Genomic DNA, 20,937 nt, shown 5'->3' on the forward strand with positions numbered 1-20,937 from the left:
CGCTCCCGCACAGAATGTGCATCGTGGAAAGAAAGGGGCGCGGCCATCGCGCGGCGCCGTTGCATTTGTAGCATTGGCCGTTGTATTACGCGAAATCTTGTGTACGATTTATGCAAACAACGCACACATTTGCACGACCTCATTGCCTGACTGATCCCGCGTTACCGCGCGGCCATCCATTCCACACGTCTGGAGCGCATGTCATGATGAAGTTAGACCGCGGTGCAGCTGTTTTTCCCGATATCCAAACACGTTCCCGCGCGCCCAAGAGACGGCTGGCGCAGGCGGCGTTGACCGCGCTGGCGTTTTCGCTGGCCGGCGGCGCATGGTCGGCCGAGCAGGCCAAGCCCGCGGAGGCCGCGACCAGGGACGCCAACGCGGCCCTGCTCAAGGAACTGCCGTTCGACGACAAGACCTCGTTCGACCTGGCGCACAAGGGTTTCATCGCGCCGCTGCCGGCCACCGTCATCAAGGGCGAGCAGGGCAACCTGATATGGGACCCGGCCAAGTACGACTTCATCAAGGAAGGCGCGCCGGCGCCGGACACCGTCAATCCCAGCCTGTGGCGCCAGTCCCAGCTGCTGAACATCTCGGGCCTGTTCCAGGTCACCGACGGCATCTACCAGGTGCGCAACTACGACCTGTCGAACATGACGATCGTCGAGGGCAAGGAAGGCCTGACGATCATGGACCCGCTCATTTCGGCGGAAACCGCCAAGGCCGCCCTGGACCTCTATTACCAGCACCGTCCCAGGAAGCCCGTGGTGGCGGTGATCTACACCCATAGCCACGTCGACCACTATGGCGGCGTGCGCGGCGTGGTGGACGAGGCCGACGTCAAGGCCGGCAAGGTCAAGATCTATGCGCCGCTGGGCTTTCTGGAACACGCCGTCGCCGAGAACGTGATGGCCGGCAACGCCATGAGCCGCCGCGCTTCCTATATGTACGGCAACCTGTTGGCGCCCAGCGCCACCGGACAGGTCGGCGCGGGCCTGGGCACGACCACCTCGGCCGGGACCGTCACGCTGATTCCGCCTACGGACATCATCGAAAAGACTGGCGAGACGCGCACCATCGACGGCCTGACTTACGAATTCCTCTATGCGCCCGGCAGCGAAGCGCCGGCCGAGATGCTCTACTACATCAAGGAAAAGAAGGCGCTGAATACGGCCGAGGATTCCACCCATACGCTGCACAACACGTATTCGCTGCGCGGCGCCAAGATCCGCGATCCGCTGGCCTGGTCCAAGTACCTGAACCAGGCGCTCGCGCTGTGGGGCGACGACGTCGAAGTCATGTACGCCATGCACCACTGGCCGGTGTGGGGCAAGAAGGAAGTCCAGGAACAGCTCGGCATGCAGCGCGATATGTACCGCTACATCAACGACGAGACCTTGCGCCTGGCCAACATGGGCTACAACAAGGAAGAAATCGCCGAGAAGGTCAAGCTGCCCGAGTCCATCGCCACCAAGTTCTCGAACCGCGGCTACTACGGCTCCGTGAACCATGACGTGCGCGCCACCTACGTGCTGTATCTCGGCTGGTTCAACGGCAATCCCGCCACGCTGCACACCCTGCCCATCGAAGAGTCTTCCAAGCGCTACGTCGACATGATGGGCGGCGTGCCGGCCATCCTGAAGAAGGCGCGCGAGTACTACAAGCGTGGCGACTACCGCTGGGTGGCCGAAGTCGTGAACTACGCGGTCTTCGCCGATCCGAACAACCAGGAGGCCAGGAACCTGCAGGCCGACGCGCTCGAACAGATGGGCTACCAGGCCGAGAGCGGGCCGTGGCGCAACTTCTACCTGACCGGCGCCAAGGAACTGCGCGAAGGCGTGCAGAAGCTGCCGACGCCGGACACCGCTAGCGCGGACACGGTGCGCGCGATGACGCTGGACATGCTGTTCGACTATTTCGCGGTGCGCCTGAACCGTGACAAGGCGGCGGGCAAGCACGTGGTGCTGAACCTGGACTTCACCGACACCAGGCAGAAGTACACGCTGGAGATGGTCAACAGCGTGCTCAACCATACCGAGGGCAAGCAGGCCAAGGAGCCCACGGCCAGCATGACGCTCAGCCGCGACACGCTCAACCGCATGATGCTCAAGGAAACCACGCTCAAGGACGCCATCGCCAAGGGCGACGTGCAGGTCAGCGGCGACCAGCAGAAGATCACCGACATGTTCGCCGCGCTCGACAACTTCGAGTTCTGGTTCAACATCGTCACGCCGTGACGCGCTGAAGCGCCCGGCGCCGCCGCATCCGCGCTGCGGCGCCGGTTCTTGTTCCAGATCATATCGGCCCGGATTTCCCCGGGGCGTCTGCTACGCCCCTGCGTGATACCATCTGCGCTCATCGGGAAATACGAATGCATACAGCTATCAACGCCAACAGACGGTGGGTCGCGCTTGCGGCAGCGCTGCTGTTCGTGTTCCAGGCGTTGATCGCATCTTCCTCGATGGCCTCGCCGGGCCCCGCGCCAGGCAAGACCGCCACCACCATCGTCTGCACGGCCAGCGGGCCGCGCGTCGTCTCCCTCGATATCTCCGGCGCCACCCAGGACGCCAGCCAGCACAGCGGCTCCCTGCCGCATTGCTGCGTCGCCGGCTGCGCCATGCTGTCCGGCGCCACGCTGCCCGAGCTTTTCGTGCTGGCATGGCTGCTGCCCGAGGCTGCGCCCGTCCTGCCGCGCCCGAGCGTCGCGGTCCATTTCTCCAGCGCGCTGGCGCGGCTGCCGCAGAAATCGCGCGCCCCGCCGCCGTCCGCCTGACCGTCTTCCTGCGCCTTCGATGCGTTGCGTGCGCGGCCGCCGGCCGCGCGCGCAGGCACGCACGCGCGCCGACCTGATTCCCGACACTGCGCAGCGGCGCTGCTTTGGCGCGGCCGTCGCACGCGGGTGTCCGACAAGAATTCCGATAGAGCCCGACATGTACAAGAAAGACGAACTCCTGCGCACGGCCGGCCTGGCCGCCGCGCTGGCCGCCCTGTTCCCGGCAGGCGCGCAGGCCGCCGACGCCAACGCCGCTCCCACCATGGACACGGTGGTCATCACCGGCGTGGCGCCCAGCGCGCCGCTGACCTTCACCACCGATCCGAAAATCCCGCGCCAGCCGCTGCCGGCCAGCGACGGCACCGACTATCTCAAGACCATTCCCGGCTTCTCGGCCATACGCAACGGCGGGACCAACGGCGATCCGGTGCTGCGCGGCATGTTCGGCTCGCGCCTGAACCTGCTGACCAACGGCGCCTCCATGCCCGGCGCCTGCCCCGCCCGCATGGACGCGCCCAGCTCCTATATCTCTCCGGAGAACTTCGACCAGCTCACCGTCATCAAGGGACCGCAGACGGTGCTGTGGGGGCCGGGCGCGTCGGCCGGCACCATCAAGTTCGACCGCGACACGCCGCGCTTCACCGGCGCCGGCGTGCGATTCGACGGCAGCCTGCTGGGCGGGTCGTTCGGCCGCAACGACCAGGCGGCCGACCTGGCCGTGGGCAACGAAAAGGTCTACACCCGCTTCACGGCCAACCATTCCCACTCGCAGGACTACAAGGACGGCGACGGCAATACGGTGCCGTCGCGCTGGGACAAATGGAACGCCGACGTCACGCTGGGCTTCACGCCCGACGCCGACACGCTGTACGAACTGACCGCCGGCACCGGCGACGGCGAGGCGCGCTATGCCGGGCGCGGCATGGACGGCGCGCAGTTCAAGCGCGAGACCTTCGGCCTGCGCTTCGAGAAGCGCAACATCGGGACCGTGCTCGATCGGGTCGAGGCGCAGCTCTACTACAACTACGCCGACCACGTGATGGATAACTACACGCTGCGCTCGCCCGACCCGATGAGTTCGATGCCCATGCGCATGGCTTCCGACGTGGACCGCGCCACCTGGGGCGGGCGCTTCGCCGGCACCTGGAACCTGTCCGCCGACGTGGAGCTGGTGACCGGCATGGATTTCCAGCAGAGCCGCCATCGCTACCGCAACGGCATGGGCGCGATGTCGTACCGCAGCCAGTCGTGGATCAAGGACGCGGACTTCTCCAATACCGGGCTGTTCGGCGAACTGACCTGGCGCGCCGCGCCCGGCAGCCGCGTCATCGGCGGCGCGCGCGTGGACTGGGCCTCGGCCAAGGACTTCCGCCAGACCACGGGTTCGATGATGCCCATGCCCAATCCCACCGCGGACGAGCGCCGCCGCGACACGCTGCCCAGCGGTTTCCTGCGCTACGAGCATGACCTCGAAGCCGTGCCCGCCACCCTCTACGTAGGCCTGGGACACGTGGAGCGCTTCCCCGACTACTGGGAGCTGTTCTCGCCCAACCGCGGGCCGGCCGGTTCCGTCAACGCCTTCGACGGCGTGCGGCCCGAGAAGACGACGCAGCTGGACTTCGGCGCGCAATACCGTACCGATGACCTGGACGCCTGGGTGTCGGGCTATGCGGGCTACGTCGACGACTTCATCCTGTTCAACTACACCTCGGGCGGCATGATGGGGCCGTCGTCCCAGGCCACCAACGTGAACGCCAGGATCGCCGGCGGCGAGCTGGGCGCGTCCTACCGGGTCGCGCCCAGCTGGAAACTCGGCGCCACGCTGGCCTATGCCTGGGGGCAGAACCGCAGCGACGGCAGGCCGCTGCCGCAGATGCCGCCGCTGGAAGCCCGGCTCAGCGCCGCCTATGACGACGGCACCTGGTCGGCCGGCGCGCTGTGGCGCATCGTGGCGGCGCAGAAGCGCTACGCCTTGAACGAAGGCAACGTGGTCGGCAAGGACTTCGGCCCCAGCGCGGGTTTCGGCGTGCTGTCCATCAATGGCGGCTACGCGGTCAACAAGCAGGTGCAGTTGTCGGTGGGCGTGGACAATCTGTTCGACAAGACCTACAGCGAGCACCTGAACCTGGCCGGCAACGCCGGTTTCGGCTATGCCGCCAACACGGCGGTCAACGAGCCGGGCCGCACGTTCTGGGCGCGCCTGAGCTTCAAGTACTGAGGCCCGCGGGCCCGTGTCGTCGCCGCGCCGGCTGGAAAAGTTGCTACGATACGGGCTCATTGCCGCAACGGACGGCGCAGCGCGTTCAGACCGTCAAAACGTCGTGGGGAGTATCCGCCTTGCCCGCCGTTCCTGCCCGCATCCTGCCGACCATCGTCCTGTCGCAATTCGCCGCCACCTCGCTGTGGTTCGCCGGCAATGCGGTAATGCCCGACCTCAGCCGCAGCGCTGGCCTGCCGGAATCGGCGGTCGGCGACGTCACCATTGCCGTGCAGCTCGGCTTCATCGCCGGCACCCTGGTCTTCGCCTGGCTGGCGCTTGCCGACCGCTATTCGCCGCGCAGGCTGTTCTTTCTGTCCACGCTTGCCGGCGCGGCGGCCAACGCCGCGACGCTGGCCGCCGGCGGCGAATTGCTGCCGCTGCTGGCGGCGCGCTTCGCCACCGGCTTTTTCCTGGCGGGCATGTATCCGGTGGGCATGAAGATCGCTTCGGGCTGGTACGACCGCGACCTCGGGCTGGCGCTGGGCTGGCTGGTCGGCGCGCTGGTGCTGGGCACGGCGCTGCCGCACCTGATCCGCGGCCTGGGCGGCGACCTGCCGTGGCAGGGCGTCATCCTGTCGGTGTCGGCGATCGCCGTGGCCGGCGGCCTGGCGATCCTGCTGCTGGTGCCAGACGGTCCGCATCTGCGCGCCGGCGCGAAATTCGACCCGGCCGCCTTCGTCGAGATCTTCCGATCGCCGGACTTCCGCGCCTCGGCTTTCGGCTATTTCGGCCACATGTGGGAGCTGTACGCGTTCTACGCCTTTCTGCCGGTGCTGCTGGCCGCGCGTCTGGGCGGCGACGGCGCGGCGGTATCGGTATGGAGCTTTGCGGCCATCGGCGCGGGCTTCCTGGGCTGTACGCTGGGCGGCTATCTGTCGCGCCGGATCGGCAGCGCGCGCGTCGCGTTCATGCAGCTGGGGGCGTCCGGCCTGTGCTGCCTGGTCTCGCCGCTGGCCTTCGCGGCGCCGCTGCCGGTGTTCCTCGGATTCCTGTTGTTCTGGGGCGTGGTCATCGTTGGCGATTCGCCGCAGTTCTCGACGCTGAATGCGCGTTTCGCCCCGCCGGCGCTGGTCGGGTCGGCACTGACCATCGCCAACTGCATCGGCTTTTCGATCACCATCGCCGCCATCGCGCTGCTGGCCCGCCTGATAGATGCCGTCGGCCCGCAGTATGTCTTCCTGATCCTGGCGCCCGGGCCGGCGCTGGGACTGGCGGCGTTGAAACGGCTGGCCGTCCGGCCGGCGTGAAGCGCATTCTGCTTACATATTTATCGGTTTTGCCTCTACGCCAAAAGATTGGACCCGCTCTAGAATCGGTGCAGTCTTTCGGCTGAGAGGAGCCATCCATGAAACGTCGTCCCGCACTCAAGCATGTTGCCGCCGCCATTCTGTGCTGCGCCTTCGCGGCCGGCCAGGTCCTGGCCGCGCCGCCCGACGGCAAGGGCAAGCCGGACAACGCCGGGCAAGGGCAGGGCAAAGGCAATAGCGGCAAGGGCAATAACGGCAAGGGCAATAGCGGCAAGGACAATAACGGCCACGGCAATTCGTCGGGAGGCGGAAACAAGGGCGGCGGCGACGTCACGCTGCGCCACGCCGGCATCACGATCACCACCGCCCGCGGGTACGCACAGGAATACGGGCTGTCCGGCTACAGTTCGCTGCCGCCGGGCGTGCGCAAGAATCTGGCTCGCGGCAAACCGCTGCCTCCGGGAATCGCCAAGAAAATGGTGCCCGGACCGATGCTGGCGCGCCTGCCGGTTTATCCCGGCTATGAATGGCGGGTGGCCGGTTCCGACCTGATTCTGGTGGCCGTGGCCACCGCCATCGTGGCCGACGTGCTGTTCGACGTTTTCGACTGAATTCGACATTCCGGATACTAAAAAGTAATCAAGCTGTCCGGATTCTGTCGGGAGGACATCCGTAGAATCTGCAATGACGGTTCCGGAATGCCGATGCGGCTGTTGTCGAGTTCAACCGCGTCGGCATTTGCGGGAATCGTTCAGGGCGTGACCTCCATCCTCCGCGAAGGGATGAGGCATTCCGGCCGCGCATACCATGCAGGATCATGGTATGCGCGGTTTTTTTACGGCCGCCAGCGGCGCCAAGCCGGTTTATCGGAAACCTGCGCAGCGATGACCAAAAAGTAATTTCCCGGTCGACATTTAGCCAGAACCCGATATTTAGAATTTGTTTTACCCCTTGGTTGAACGCCCACTGATGGAGTAAAGCATGAAGACGACTACCAAATATCTGGCCGCCGCACTGGCTTTGATCGCCGCGCAGTCCGTATATGCCGGCGCCGCCAATTCCGACAAAACCTTTGCGCAGAAAGGCGAACTTACCCGCGCCGAGGTGCTGGCCGATCTGGCGATATGGAAGCGCGCGGGCATGGATAAATTCTGGCGCGGAAACAATACGCCGGATATTTATAGCCGCGAATATCGCACCGCCCAGGCCGAGTATCTGCGCATGCGCAGCGGCCCCGAATACCAGCAGGAACTGCAGCGGCGCACGCAGTAACTTCAATACCGGCCCAGCCGTGCGCAACGTATGCCGTTGCGCCGCAGCCATTCGGCCATTTCCGGCCGCCTCCATACCTCGAATTCCGCCTGGCGCTGGGCCGCCCGCGCATCCTGCGCGCCCGGCCCGGCCGGGTGGCAGACCAGCAGGTCGCCGTCGCAGGCATTGTCCAGCCAGCGCTGCAGCAGTCCCGCATAGCGGCGCGCGCCGCCGCGCATCTCATAAATGCCGTGCATGCGACGGTTGATCGGCCAGTTTTCCCGGCGCGCGGCGCGTTCGACGCCGCGGGCGCCAAGCGCGCCGATCAGCCGGGCCCTGGCGCAATCCGCCATCGGGATGCCGTGTTGCGATCCGGCTGCGGTGTGGCGCAGCCAGGGCCTGGGGCCGTTCCCATAGTGCCGGCGCAGCGCGCCCAACAGCGCCGGCAGCACGGCCGGCAGTTGGTGGACCTGCCGGTAGCCGCCGATATGGTCCGGCGCGCGGCCCAGCACCCGCTCGAAAGTTTCCAGCTGCGCCCGCAGCTGCCGCTCGATCCAGGCGGAATCCAGGCGGCCCGAGCAGGCCCGCGCCAGCAGTTTTCCCGGCGCCAGCACCTCGGGCTGGGCGGTCGATCCGAAGCGCTCCGTGAGATTGAAGTGCAGCCCGACGTCCAGGCCGGCGTCGCGCAGCGCCGGCCCGTGAGCGGCGAAGGAGGGGCCATGCGCCAGGCAGCTGACCGCGCTGAGCCGGTTCAGCCCCGCCAGTTCCAATATGCCGGCATCGACACCGGCGTTCAGGCCGAAGTCGTCGCCGCAGAATACGATGCGCCGCTGCACGGTGGCCCGGTCCGCTTCAATCGGCGCCGGACGCCGGCTGCCGGGCGGCGGCGCCCGTCAACTCGTACAGCGTGAAACGGCGGCTGGAATAGCGTGCCTGCGCGCTTATGCCGGGCTGCTGCAGCAACGGCCAGGACTTGCCGCGCGGCACGGCCACCAGCATGCGGCGCGCAGGCCCGGGCGCGGCGATTGCCGCGTCCTGCCAGGAAAGAAGCCGCGTGGCGCCGCGCGAATAGAAGCGGGCGGAGAACGGCTCCGAGCCGACGAAGTAAAGCGTCTCGCCCGGCGCGAGAATCCGGCCGGCCGCCGCGATCAGGCCTTTTTCGGACTTGAACCGCTGCTCGTCGTAGATGCCCAGCACGCCCAGCGTGACGGCCACCGCCGGGATCAGCAGCAGGGCCGCCGTCAGCGCATGGCTGGCCAGCCGCGCGCGCCCCGCGGGCTGGACGCGCGCCAGCCAGAGGCCCAGGCCCAGCGCCGCGGCGGGCAGGCTGGGCAGCACATAGGTCCACAGGATATTGCCCGAAAGCGTGAATAGCCCGGGCGCGGCCAGCGCCCACAGGATCAGCAGCTTGACCGCCGGTTCGCGCAGGCGGTTCGTCGCGGCCTGGCGCGCGCGGCGGCTGAAGGCCAACGCGGCGATGGCGGCCACGCACAGCAGGCTCCAGGGCGCGCCGGCCGCCAGCCAGTCCAGCCAGATTGCGCCCCACGGGCGGGCATGCGCCGAGCCGTAGCGGTCGCCCGCCCAGCCCGAATCCACGAAGCGCATGAAGTGTTCGCCCACCAGGAAGTAGTTCAGGAAACCCGGCGTCTTCAGTTCGGCCGCGACGTACCAGGGCAGGCTTAGGGCCAGCATCAAGCCCAGCCCGCCCAGCCAGGGCAGGGCGGCCAGCCTGGCGCGCGCCTCGCGCGACCAGAGCGCCCAGGCGGCGCACACGCCGCCGACCAGCGCCAGCGCGAGCGGGCCCTTGGCCAGCAGCCCGATGGCCAGCCCCACGAAGAAGCCATAGCGCCAGAATGCGTTCAGGCGCGGCGGCGGCACCAGCAGCGCCAGCATCGGCAGCGCCACGCCCAGCGCCAGGAACGGATCGGTCAGCACGGCGCCGGCGCAGAGCAGCGGCAGCAGCATCGTCGCCAGCACCAGGGTGGACCAGCGCGCCGTCTGGCGGCCGAAGCCGGCGAGGGCGGCGGCGTAGACCAGGCCGGCCACCAGCGCCATGACCGCGAACGTGGGCAGCCGCAGCGCGAACTCGCTCAGGCCGAACAGCTCGATGCTCAGGGCCTGGGCCCAGAAGGCCAGCGGCGGCTTGCCCCAGAACGGCACGCCCGGCTCGAACCACGGCGTGATCCAGTCGTCCGAAGCCGCCATCAGGCGCGCGATCTCCGCGTAGCGCGGCTCCGAGGTGTCGGCCAGCGGAATTGCGGCCATCGCGAACAGGCGGGCCACGATGACGAGACCCAGGACGATCAGGAAGCGCTTATTGCCGATGGGCATCGAGGATCTCCACGTTGGCGCGCATGCTGCCGGACGCCGCGGCGGGTTCGATCACCTCGCGCACCAGATAGACGGGGCGCTGCTTGGATTCCATGTACGTCTTGCCCAGGTACTCGCCGAGCAGGCCGATGGTCAGCAGCTGGATGCCGCTGAGCACGGTGATCATGGCCATCAGCGAGGGATAGCCCGGCACCGTGTCGCCGTACAGCAGCGTCTTCAGGACGATGGCCACGCCGAAGCCGCCGCCCAGCAGCGCGATCACCGCGCCGATGGCCGTGGCCCAGCGCAGCGGCGTGGTCGAGAAAGAGGTAATGCCCTCCATCGCCAGGCCGAACAGGGAAAAGTAATTCCACTTGGTGGCGCCGGCCGCGCGCGGGGCGCGGTCGTAGTCGATCACCGTGGTGGGCATGCCGACCCATGCGTACAGGCCCTTCATGTACCGGCAGCGCTCCGGCAGGCTCAGCAGGGCGTCGACGGCGCGCCGGCTCATCAGGCGGAAATCGCCGGTGTCGGCGGGAATCGTGGAACGGCTCAGGCGGCTCAACAACCGGTAAAAGGCATAGGCCGAGAGCCGTTTGAGCAGGCCTTCTCCCTGCCGCGAGCGGCGCCGCATGGACACCACGTCGGCGCCCGCGCGCCAGGCTTCCATCATTGCCGGGATGAGCTCGGGCGGGTCCTGCAGATCGGCGTCGAGCACGATCACCGCGGCGCCGCGCGCATGCGCCAGGCCGGCCGACATGGCGGCCTCCTTGCCGAAGTTGCGGCTCAGGCGCACGATGCGCAGCGTCGGATCGTGGCGCGCCGCCGCCGTCAGCAGGGCGACGCTGGCGTCGGTGCTGCCGTCGTCCACGAAAACGAGTTCATACGGATACCCCTGGTCCTGCAGCAGGGGCCGCAGGCGTTCCAGGCACAACGGCAGCACTTCCTGCTCGTTGAGAAACGGAATCACGACGGACAGGCAGATCGCGTCGGAGGCGGTGGCGGATCGCGCAGGCGCTGGCGCTTCGGAAAACAATGCGTGCATGGGAGCAATCGATAATGCGATGCACCACTCTAATCGGCCGCCCGCGACAACATACGGTCCGCAAAATTACATTTCTGTCTGGTTCGAGACGCGCGCGCCCCAGGCCTTTCCGCCCAGCACTTCCACCGCCTCGAGCGTCATGAGGCCGATGTCCGTGACCTGCTCCAGCGAGGCGGCGAAGGCGCGCAGCTTCGCCTCGGTGTCGACGATCTCCACCACCACCGCGCGGTCGTTTTCCAGCACGTGTCTGCGGTGGATCTGCGCGGCATGGCCGAAGCCCAGCAGGGCTTCCAGCACGGTCACGCCGCCCAGCCTGGCGTCGCGCGCGGCCGAGGCGATGTATTCGAACACCCGCCGGTCGCCCACGTAGGCGGATTCGTCGGTGTAGATGCGCAGCAGTTTCATGTCGGATGCGTTCACAGCGCTTCTCCCGGTTGCGGCCGGACCGTGCCGGCGGGCCCGCCTTCCTCTTCCTTCTTCGATCCCAGCACCACCCTGGCGATGGCCGGCAGCACCAGCAGCGTCAGGATCGTCGCGGCGATCAGGCCGCCGATCACCGTCGTCGCCAGCGGCTTCTGCACTTCCGCCCCGGTGCCCATGGCCAGCGCCATGGGCACGAAGCCGATGGCCGGCACGAAGCCCGTCATGATCACCGCGCGCATTTTCTCCTTCATGCTTTCGCGGATGGCGTCGGCCAGCGGCAGCCCGGCTTCGGTGTGGGTGCGCACGGCCGACATGACGACCAGGCCGTTGAGCACCGCCACACCGGCCAGGCAGATGAAGCCCACCGCCGCGGAGACCGAGAAATTGATGCCCGTCAGCGCCAGGGTGTAGACCCCGCCGGCCAGGCCCAGCGGCACGGCCAGGAACACGGCCAGCGCGCGGCCCAGTCCGCCCAGGGCCATGTAGAGCAGTCCGAAGATGGCCAGGAAACATATCGGCACCACGATGGACAGCCGCTGCGAGGCCGCCTGCAGGCTTTCGAACTGGCCGCCCCATTCCAGGTAATAGCCGGCGGGCAGCTGCAGCTGCGCGATCTTGGACTGCGCTTCCTGCACGAAAGAACCGGCGTCGCGGCCCGCCAGGTTGACCTGCACCACCACGCGCCGCTTGCCGTTCTCGCGGCGAATCTCGTTCAGCCCTTCGGTCAGGCGGATCTGCGCGACCCGGGCCAGCGGCACCTGGCGGCGCAACTGGCCTTCGGTTTCGGGCAGCAGGATGGGCAGCGACTGGATGTCGTCCAGGTTCTTGCGGGTCGCCTCGGGCACGCGGACCGTGATGTTGAAGCGCCGGTCCCCTTCGTACAGCAGGCCGGACGGACGTCCGCCCAGGGCAGCGGCGATGGTGTCCGAGACGTCCTGGATGGTCAGGCCGTAGCGCGCGATCTCCGCGCGGTCGAGCTTGATGTCCAGCGTCGGCGCGCCGCCCACCTGGTCGGCCTTGACGCTGCCCGCGCCGGGAATGTCCTGCAGCACGCGCACCATGTCATTGGCGGTCTGCTGCATCTTGTCGAGGTCGTCGCCGTAGAGTTTGATCGCGATGTCGCCGCGCACCCCCGCGATCAGCTCGTTGAAGCGCAGTTCGATGGGCTGGCTCACTTCGTACAGATTGCCCAGCTGGCCGCCGGCGGCCTTCTCGATGCGCTCGATCACCTGCGCCTTGCTGGTGACGCCGTCGGGCCAGGCTTCCTTGGGCTTGAGGATCACGAACGCGTCGGAGACGTTGGGCGGCATCGGGTCGGTCGCGACTTCGGCCGTGCCGGTCTTGGAGAACATCAGTTCCACCTCCGGCAGCTGCTTGATCGCCGTCTCCACCTTGCGCTGCATGGCGAGCGACTGCTCCAGGCTTACCGACGGCACGCGGGTCGAGGCCAGGGCCAGATTCTTCTCGTCGAGCTTGGGGATGAACTCCGAGCCCAGCAGGCCGAAGGCGGGTATGGCCGCCAGGAAGAACGCCAGCCCGGCGAAGATGAACGGCCAGGGGCGCGCGATGGCCCGGTCCAGCAGCGGCAGATAGCGCGCCTTGGATTTGGCGATGAGCCAGACTTCCTTTTCCGCCACGCGGCCGCGGATCAGGATCGCGACCAGCGCGGGAACCAGCGTGATCGACAGGATGAACGCCGCGATCAGCGCCAGCATGATGGTGATCGCCATCGGCGAGAACGTCTTGCCCTCGACCCCGGTGAACATGAGCAGCGGCGCGAAGGTCAGCAGAATGATGAGCTGCCCGAACACCGTCGGCTTGATCATCTCCTGGGCCGCGCGCATGGTCTCTTCCAGGCGCTCGCGCAGGTACAGCAGCCTGCCTTCCTGCTCCTGCCTGTGCGCCAGCCTGGCCAGGCTGTTCTCGATGATGATGACCGCGCCGTCGACGATCAGGCCGAAGTCCAGCGCGCCCAGGCTCATCAGGTTGCCGGGCACCTTGAACGCGTTCATGCCCATCGCCATCATCAGGAACGAGAACGGGATCACCAGCACCGCGATCAGCGCGGCCCGCCAGTTGCCCAGCAGCAGGAACAGCGAGGCCGCGACCAGGATCGCGCCTTCGGTCAGATTGCGCTCCACGGTGGCGACGGTGGCCGACACCAGCTTGGCGCGGTCCAGCACGATTTTCACCTCGACGCCGGGCGGCAGGCTCTTGGCGATCTGGTCGAGCTTGGCCGAGACGTCCTCGGCCACCACGCGGCTGTTCTCGCCGATCAGCATGAGCACCGTGCCGATGACCGCTTCTTCGCCGTTCATGCTGCCGGCGCCGGTGCGCAGGTCGCCGCCGATCTTCACGTCGGCGATCTGCCCGACCGTGATCGGCACGCCGCCGCGCGTGGCGGCCACGGCGCTGCGGATCTGGTCCACCGAACGCACGCGCGCATCGACGCGCACCAGATAGGCTTCGCCGCCGCGGTTGTAGTAGTTGGCGCCCACCGCCAGGTTGGCCCGTTCCAGCGCCTCGCCCAGCTCGCTGTACGAGATGCCGTAGCTGGCGAGCCGGGTCGGATCGGGCTCGACCACGAAGGTCTTGGCGTAGCCGCCGATGGAGTCCACGCTGGCCACGCCGGGCACCGCCTTGAGCTGCGGGCCGACGATCCAGTCCTGCACGGTGCGCAGATACCCGGCCTGGCCGACCTCGTCGGTCAGCAGATCGCCCTCGGGCGTCAGATATGCGCCGCCGGGCTGCCATCCGGGCTGGCCCGCCACCGCCTCGGCGCCGGCGCCGTCGGGATTGCTGTAGCCGACGGTGTACATGATGACTTCGCCCAGGCCCGTCGTGACGGGGCCGATCTGCGGCTGCACGCCGTCGGGCAGGCTTTCCTGCGCCTTGATCAGGCGTTCGCCGACCTGCTGGCGGGCGAAGTACAGATCGGTTTTCTCGCTGAAGATCGCGGTCACCTGGCTGAAGCCGTTGCGCGAAATCGAGCGGGTCGATTCCAGGCCCGGTATGCCGGCCAGCGAAATCTCGACCGGATAAGTCACCAGCTTTTCGATCTCCACCGGCGACAGGCGCGGGTCCACGGTGTTGATCTGAACCTGGTTGTTGGTGATGTCCGGCACCGCGTCGATGGGCAGCTTGATCAGCTGCCAGACGCCGAGCGCGCCGATGGCGATGAAGATGAACAGGACCGCCCAGCGCGCGCGTACCGATAGGGCCATGAGGCGTGCAATCATGCTTTATTCCTCCTCGCCCGCGCCCTTGGCGAGTTCGGCCTTGAGCAGGAACGCCTGGCCGGTGGCGATGGTCTCGCCGGCGGACAGCCCCTTGGCGACTTCGATGCGGCCGGCGCTGCGCGGCCCGATCGTGACGAAGCGGGCCTTGAAGCCTTCGGCGGTGCGGATGAACACCGCGTCCTTGCCTTCCAGCGTCTGCACCGCCTCCTCGGGAATGACGATGCCGGCGGAAGCCGCCTTCTTTTCTGGAAAGATGCGCACGCGCACCGCCAGTCCGGGCTGCAGCGAGCCGGCCGCGACGTCGATGACGGCGGTCGCCTGGCGGGTGGCGCTGTTGAGCGATGGCGTGACCGAGCGGACCTGCGCCTCCAGCGTGGCGTTGCCGGGCAGCTCGACGACGGCGCGGTCGCCGGCGGCGATGCGCGCGGCGTCGCCGGGCAGGATGGCGGCCTCGACCTGGATTTTCCGGGGGTCGGCGATCCGGAACAGTTCGGCGTCGGGTTGCACGTAGGCGCCCAGGCTCGCGCTTTGCGCGGTGATGCGGCCGTCGATCGGGCTGGCCACGGCCACGCCCTGGCCGTCCTTGGTGACGTTGGCCACTTCGGCTTCGACCTGCGCGCGGCGCGCATCGGCGGCGGCGGCGCGCGCCTCGGCCTGGGCCTGCTCCAGGTCGACCCGCGCCGAGACCTGCTGCTTGTAGAGATACTGCTCGCGCGCCAGATTCTTGCGCGCCAGTTCGGCGCGCGCGTTGGCGGCGGTGCGCGCGGCGGCCAGCTGGGCGGCATCGCGGCTGGCGACCACCGCCAGCGCCTCGCCGGCCTGCACCGGATCGCCCAGCCGCTTGAGCACCTGCGTCACCGCGCCCGCGGCGCGGGCGGTGACGACGGCCTCGCCGCCGGGCTGCGGCGCGACGATGGCCTGCGCATTGATTTCCGATTGCAGGCCGCCGGCGCGCAGCACTTCCGTGGTGATGCCGGCCTCGCGTATCGCTTCCTCGCTCATCGCCAGGCTGTCGGCGGGGACCGGTTCGGCGGCGGCCGCCGCCGCAGCAGCCGGCGCGCTGCCGGCGACGGCCGCGGCGGGCGCCGTATAGCGGGCGAGGGCGAAGCCGCCGGCGCCGGCCAGCAGCACGGCGCCGATCACGCTGCGGATCAGGCGCTTGTCATATGGATTCATTTCCGGTCTCCGAAACAGTTGTGCAGCGGGCGCCGTGCTCAGCGGCCGATGATGCGGTCGATCTCCGCGCGGGCGAGAAAGGCCTCGCCCAGCACGTTCAAGTAGGAGATGTTTCCCTGCGTCAGGGTGCGCTGCGCGTCCAGCACTTCCAGGTAGTTCATCTTTCCCGCGGCGAAGCCGGTCCGGGCGGCCTCGTACGCTTTCTGCGCGCCGGGCAGCACGGCGTCCCGGTACTCCCTGGCGGACGCCGCGGCCAGGTCGTAGCGCGAGGCCGCCTGCAGCAGCGCCGTGCCCAGGCGCGCCTGGGTGTCGCGGTAGAGATCCTGGGCCTTGTAGGACCGCATCGAGGCGGCGTAGACGTTGCCCTGGTTGCGGTCGAACAGCGGCAGCGGAATGGAGACGCCGAACTGCCCGCGGTTGCGCCCCATCTGGTTGTCGCGCGCCACGCCCACGCCCACGGTCACGTTGGGAAAGCGCTTGGTCTTTTCCACTTCCAGCTCGGCCCGGCTGAGTTCGACCGACGCGCGGCCGGCCTCCATGCGCGGAGACTGGCCCAGCGAGGCCTGCAGCTCGTCGAGCGACGGCCGGGGCGGCAGGCTGTCCAGGCTGGCCGAGACGCGCTCGAAGTCGGGCGCGCTGTCGCCCCAGTTCAGGGCAAGCGCGCGGCGCGCGTTCTCCCAGTCGTTGCGCGCCTTCTTTTCCGCCAGGCGCGCATTGCTCAGCTCGACCTGCGCGCGGGTTTTTTCCAGCGGCGCGCCCTTGCCGGATTCGACCCGCGCGGCGGCGATGCGCAGCGCGTTCTCGGCGATCTGCCGGGTTTCGTCGGCCACGCGCATGTTCTCCTGGGCCACGGCCACCTCAAAAAATGCCGTCGCCACCGCGGCGCGCAGATCGGATTGCGCGGCCTGCACGTCCAGCCTGGACATGTCGCGGGCGAGGCTGGCGGCCTTCACCCGCGCGCCGCGCTTGCCGCCGGTTTCTATCGGAATGTTCAGCATCGTCGTGGTGGTGCGCGTCGCGCGCTTCTGATCGTCCACGTTGATGTCGATGCTGGGGTTGGGTATGAGCCCGGCCTGCGTCACCAGCCCGTCGGCGGCGCGCGATTCATTGCGCGCGGCGGCCAGCATGGGATTGCGTTCCAGGGCCCGGTCCATCGCCTGTTGCAGCGTGATGGCGCCGCCCTGATCCGCCGCCGCGGCCGCGGCTGAAAGCGCGCAAAAAACGGCGCCCGTCATGAATTTCCTGATACGTGGGGAAAGCATAGTTACGTTCCGCTGGAACTGCAGACCGCTGGTACTGTATCGAAGCGTTCCCGTCAGAATGTCGACGTCAGCATGACAAATTTGTCGGACGTTCGTGGCCCTGGCGGACGCTGACCGATTTGTAATCTGGCGGAACGGCGCCTGACGCGATTGCGTCTGTAAGATGTCGGCAATCGATGAGGACTGTTCATGATTCATCCCCGCCGATCGTTGCGGCGTTGGCTTTCGCGCTGGCTGGTGTTGCAGACTTTCGCCGCGCTGGGGCTGGTGTGCGCGGTGGTCTATATCTCCGTCGACCTCAACCTGATGTCGCGCCAGAGAATCCACCTCGAAGAAAGAAAAGAGGTGATCGTCCACCTGGTCCAGGAATTCGATTCCTACGGCGACCTGTCCAGCCTGAAGCACAAGCTGGAGGATTTCTTCTATGGCAAATCCGAACTCAGCCTGCGGCTGAACGTCAATGGCGAACTCGTCACTTACGGCCCGGACGTGTCGCTGCTGGACGCCGGGGATCTCAAGCTGACCCGCTTCACGCTGGCCATGCCCGGCCGGCCCGACATGCGCATGGAGGCGCAACTGCTGCTGGACGCGTCATCCGACCGCCATCTGCTGTCGATGCTGGCATGGACCCTGTTCGCCTGCGCGCTCGGGGGCGCCCTGATCGTGTCGGTCATCGCCGACGTGCTGGTGCGCCGCGCCCTGGACCCGCTGCGCGACGTGGGCCGCCAGGCCGAACAGCTGTCGCCCGACCGCATAGGCGAACGGCTGGACGAGAGCGGCCTGGCCGAGGAGCTGCAGCCGCTGGTGCGGCAGTTCAACCAGGTGCTGCAGCGCCTGGAACGCGCCTACGTGCAGATGGAAGGATTCAACGCGGACGTGGCGCACGAGCTGCGCACGCCGCTGGCGACGCTGGTGGGCCAGACCGAACTCGCGCTGTCGGCGCCGCGCTCCAGCGAAACGCTGCGCGAGATGCTGGGCTCCAACCTCGAAGAACTGCAGCGCATGTCCGGCATCATCAACGACATGCTGTTCCTGGCGCAGGCCGACGGCGGTGCGAAGGCGCGCTCGCGTCAGCCGGCGGACCTGCGCGAACTGGTGCGGGAAGTCCTGGCCTACCACGAGGCCGAAGCGCTCGACGCCGGCGTGAGTTTCGCCATCGTGGGCGACCGGAGCGCGGAGGTGGACCGGACCCTGTTCCAGCGCGCGGTCTCGAACCTGGTGTCGAACGCCGTGCGCTACGCCTATCCCGACACGCAGGTCGAAGTCCATATCCAGGACATCGGCGACAGCCAGGTCCGCATCGCGGTGAGGAACATCGGCGATCCGATAGACGCCGAGCATCTGCCGCGGCTGTTCCACCGTTTCTATCGCCTGGACTCGTCCAGGGCCAGCGATACCGTGCATCACGGGCTGGGCCTGGCGATCGTGGCGGCCATCGCCCGCATGCACGGCGGCCAGTCGTATGCGGCGAGCGACGCCGCCGGCACCACCATCGGCTTCAGCGTCGACCTCGGGCGCTAGCGGACGGCGCGGTCCGAACCTTGCAGCGACATTACATTTTTCGCGGCGCAGCGTGTCATATTCGTAATGCACATGTCTGCCTTTTGACGCTGGCGCGGGAATAAAGTTTTCAGTACCGACTATCGGCGTGGGCGCGCATCGCGCCGGCGCCGGCGTCGCGCCATTTCGGAACTATTCAGGCCGACCGGATGAAAATACTGATAATCGACGACGAGAAAAAACTAGCGGACATAGTAAGACGCAGCCTGATGGAGAACGGCTACCTCGCCGATATCGCGCTCGATGGCACCAGCGGCCTGCAGCTGGCGTATGAAGTGCAGTACGACCTGATCATCCTGGACATCAATCTTCCCGACATGGAGGGGTTTGAAGTCCTGCAGCGCATCCGCCAGAACGATGCCGTCATGGTCATGATGCTGACCGCGCGATCCAGCCTGGAGGACCGCGTGCGGGGGCTGGAGCAGGGCGCCGACGATTACCTGCCCAAGCCGTTCGCGCTGTCCGAACTGCAGGCCCGCGTGCTGGCCCTGCGCCGCCGCGGCGCCAGCGTGGAGAACGGGCGCGGCCCCAACGTGCTGCGCGTGGCCGACCTGGAGCTGGACCTGCTGCGGCGGCGCGTGATGCGCGCCAACGCGCGCATCGACCTGACGGCAAAGGAGTTCTGTCTGCTGACCATACTCATGCGGCGCCAGGGCGAAGTGGTGTCGCGGCTGGTGCTGGCCGAGCAGGTCTGGGACATGAATTTCAGCAGCAACACCAACGTCGTGGAGGTGGCGGTGCGGCGCCTGCGCTCCAAGATCGACGATCCCTTCGACACGCGGCTGCTGCATACGGTGCGCGGCATGGGCTACACGCTCGAACACCGCTCGGACTGAACGGGAGCGGCGCGAGGCCGCTCCCGGTTTGCTGCTTAGAACGAGTGGCGCATGCCCACCAGCGCTTCGGTGGCCTTGGCGTCGCTCAGGAACGCGAAGTTCTTGGTGTACGAACCCACGGCATACAGGCTGGTGCGCTTGGACAGGCTGTAGGTATAGCCCAGCGCGAACGTATTCGACGTGGAGTCGCCGCCGGTCAGGTCGCGGCCGTTCGGATCCACGCGCTGCCACGACGCGAACATGCCGCTGGAGGCGCCGGTGGGAACCGACACGGCGAGCAGGTACGAGTTGGTGTTGAAGTTGTTGAGGAAAGCGTTCGACGGCGTTCCGCGGAAGCCGTTGATGGCGGCCCCGGACGGCAGCCCCTTGCCGGCGAACCAGCCGTCGGTCGCGCGTTCATAGGCCGCGGCGATTTTCAGCGCCTCGAAGTCATAGGACGCGCCCACGGTGTACGCGCGCGGCGTGGCGCTGGTCTGGGCCGAACTCAGCTTGTTGGAGGGATTGAGCTGCTCGTACGAAACGAACGCCATCAGCGGGCCGTTGTTGTAGCTCAGGCCGCTGGTGATCGCGCGGGTATTGTCGGCGGTGGCGAATCCGGTCTGGGCCGCGGTCTGGTCGTTGGCGTTGAAGGCATAGCCGGCGGAGAAGCGGAAACCGCCGCCGAAGCTCGAGGACTCATACAGGGCCAGGTTGTCGTAGCGGACCCAGTACGAACTGCTGAAACCCAGCCCGCCGCCGGTATTCAGCTGGGTGAACCCGCCGCCGAAGTTCGAGCCGAACATGCCGGCCATCATGCGCGTGGCCACGTTGTACTGGCGGCCGAGGCGGAATTCGCCCCAGTCGGCGCTGCCCAGGCCGATCGTGGCGTTACGGCCGAACAGGCGGCCGCCCTGCGACGAACTGCCGTTGGTCGAATCGAAGCCCGACTCCAGCTGGAACGAGGCATACAGGCCGCCGCCCAGGTCTTCCTTGCCGCGCAGGCCCCAGCGCGAACCGGCGGTCTGGCCGGTGGTGGCGCCGAAGCGGCTGGCCTTGAAGTCGCTGCTCACCCCGGTGACCGGGTTGGTGTACGAACCGTCCACCTTGGCGAAGCCGATACCGGTATCGATCTTGCCGTAAAGCGTGACCGACGTTTCCGCGTGCGCCGCCGCGGTCGAGAGCGTGGCCGCCGTAGCGGCCAACAGGATGGTCTTTTTCACGATTGCTCCTTGATAGATTTGGGCTGCTTGCTTGCGCCAGGCCGGCAGAAGGAGCGTCGGGAAAAAGAAGAGCTGTCATTCACGATGCAACTGCCCGATCCACCGGCCTTGGCTTTTGCCAGTGTGGGTAGCGGCATTCGTCAATCAGCCGACATGGGAATTACATATTTGTTCCGATATGGTTATCTTGGCCGCGGAGCATATCCGAGGCCATTGTCTAAGTCCTTGTTTTTGCTGGGGAGCCAGGCGACCCGTCGGGAATGGGCGCGAGCGTCCGATATTCAAGCCGCTGTAAGAGCAGGGCAGTTTTACTGTCGCAAATCCACCACGAACAAATAATCCCGCGCGGCCCGATCATG

General features: G+C 67.3%; 16 protein-coding genes. 8 read left to right on the forward strand and 8 right to left on the reverse strand.

The genetic code is table 11. The features are described from left to right. Nucleotides 1–206 precede the first annotated feature (206 nt). From A6B37_RS19330 to A6B37_RS19350, 6 genes are all read left to right on the forward strand, one after another. Nucleotides 207–2,234, forward strand: coding sequence for an alkyl sulfatase dimerization domain-containing protein (locus A6B37_RS19330; protein WP_246842527.1), 2,028 nt, complete (start codon nt 207–209; stop codon nt 2,232–2,234). A 134-nt stretch (nt 2,235–2,368) separates the two neighbouring features. Further along, complete coding sequence (locus A6B37_RS19335; RefSeq protein WP_111826654.1) at nt 2,369–2,770, forward strand: DUF2946 family protein; 402 nt, start codon at nt 2,369–2,371, stop codon at nt 2,768–2,770. A gap of 157 nt (nt 2,771–2,927) precedes the next feature. Further along, the gene (locus tag A6B37_RS19340; protein ID WP_111826655.1) at nt 2,928–4,988 is read left to right on the forward strand and encodes a TonB-dependent copper receptor; all 2,061 of its coding nucleotides are present in this window, start codon (nt 2,928–2,930) and stop codon (nt 4,986–4,988) included. Nucleotides 4,989–5,107: 119 nt separating this feature from the next. Then, on the forward strand, nt 5,108–6,277 hold the full coding sequence (locus A6B37_RS19345; protein WP_111826656.1) for an MFS transporter: 1,170 nt from the start codon (nt 5,108–5,110) through the stop codon (nt 6,275–6,277). A 98-nt stretch (nt 6,278–6,375) separates the two neighbouring features. Beyond that, nucleotides 6,376–6,888, forward strand: coding sequence for an anti-virulence regulator CigR family protein (locus A6B37_RS25995; protein WP_146748016.1), 513 nt, complete (start codon nt 6,376–6,378; stop codon nt 6,886–6,888). Between the two features lie 370 nt (nt 6,889–7,258). Continuing rightward, the gene (locus tag A6B37_RS19350) at nt 7,259–7,549 is read left to right on the forward strand and encodes a DUF4148 domain-containing protein (RefSeq protein ID WP_111826657.1); all 291 of its coding nucleotides are present in this window, start codon (nt 7,259–7,261) and stop codon (nt 7,547–7,549) included. A gap of 2 nt (nt 7,550–7,551) precedes the next feature. Here A6B37_RS19350 and A6B37_RS19355 read toward each other — a convergent pair whose 3' ends face one another. The 7 genes from A6B37_RS19355 to A6B37_RS19385 all read right to left on the reverse strand — a co-directional run bounded on the left by A6B37_RS19355 (nt 7,552) and on the right by A6B37_RS19385 (nt 16,956). Continuing rightward, nucleotides 7,552–8,364 carry a ChbG/HpnK family deacetylase gene (locus tag A6B37_RS19355; protein ID WP_111826658.1) on the reverse strand — a complete coding sequence of 271 codons (813 nt, stop codon included), beginning with the start codon at nt 8,362–8,364 and terminating at the stop codon, nt 7,552–7,554. A gap of 16 nt (nt 8,365–8,380) precedes the next feature. Then, nucleotides 8,381–9,859, reverse strand: a complete 1,479-nt coding sequence (locus A6B37_RS19360) for a phospholipid carrier-dependent glycosyltransferase (protein ID WP_111826659.1) — start codon at nt 9,857–9,859, stop codon at nt 8,381–8,383. Continuing rightward, nucleotides 9,843–10,883: a glycosyltransferase family 2 protein gene (locus A6B37_RS19365; protein WP_111826660.1), complete on the reverse strand. Its 1,041-nt coding sequence runs from the start codon at nt 10,881–10,883 to the stop codon at nt 9,843–9,845. The genes A6B37_RS19360 and A6B37_RS19365 overlap by 17 nt, the downstream gene beginning before the upstream one ends. Nucleotides 10,884–10,949: 66 nt before the next feature. Further along, nucleotides 10,950–11,303 carry a DUF190 domain-containing protein gene (locus A6B37_RS19370; protein WP_246842517.1) on the reverse strand — a complete coding sequence of 118 codons (354 nt, stop codon included), beginning with the start codon at nt 11,301–11,303 and terminating at the stop codon, nt 10,950–10,952. Continuing rightward, nucleotides 11,300–14,545, reverse strand: coding sequence for a CusA/CzcA family heavy metal efflux RND transporter (locus A6B37_RS19375; RefSeq protein WP_111826661.1), 3,246 nt, complete (start codon nt 14,543–14,545; stop codon nt 11,300–11,302). Before A6B37_RS19375 ends, A6B37_RS19370 begins: the two co-directional genes overlap by 4 nt. 3 nt (nt 14,546–14,548) lie before the next feature. Beyond that, nucleotides 14,549–15,721 (reverse strand): efflux RND transporter periplasmic adaptor subunit, encoded by a 1,173-nt coding sequence (locus A6B37_RS19380; RefSeq protein WP_111826662.1) that lies wholly within the window; start codon nt 15,719–15,721, stop codon nt 14,549–14,551. Between the two features lie 38 nt (nt 15,722–15,759). Beyond that, nucleotides 15,760–16,956 carry a TolC family protein gene (locus tag A6B37_RS19385; RefSeq protein WP_246842518.1) on the reverse strand — a complete coding sequence of 399 codons (1,197 nt, stop codon included), beginning with the start codon at nt 16,954–16,956 and terminating at the stop codon, nt 15,760–15,762. A gap of 216 nt (nt 16,957–17,172) precedes the next feature. On the opposite strand from A6B37_RS19385, the gene A6B37_RS19390 reads away from it, so the two are divergent. Further along, entirely contained in the window at nt 17,173–18,504 is a 1,332-nt protein-coding gene (locus A6B37_RS19390; protein ID WP_111826664.1) for a heavy metal sensor histidine kinase, read from the forward strand. A 188-nt stretch (nt 18,505–18,692) separates the two neighbouring features. Beyond that, on the forward strand, nt 18,693–19,379 hold the full coding sequence (locus A6B37_RS19395; RefSeq protein ID WP_111826665.1) for a heavy metal response regulator transcription factor: 687 nt from the start codon (nt 18,693–18,695) through the stop codon (nt 19,377–19,379). Nucleotides 19,380–19,414: 35 nt separating this feature from the next. Here the strand turns inward: A6B37_RS19395 and A6B37_RS19400 are convergent, their stop codons facing one another. Further along, the gene (locus A6B37_RS19400; RefSeq protein WP_111826666.1) at nt 19,415–20,578 is read right to left on the reverse strand and encodes a porin; all 1,164 of its coding nucleotides are present in this window, start codon (nt 20,576–20,578) and stop codon (nt 19,415–19,417) included. Nucleotides 20,579–20,937: the final 359 nt, after the last annotated feature.

This window comes from Achromobacter sp. HZ01, from assembly GCF_003267925.1.
Lineage (GTDB): Bacteria > Pseudomonadota > Gammaproteobacteria > Burkholderiales > Burkholderiaceae_B > Achromobacter > Achromobacter pulmonis_A.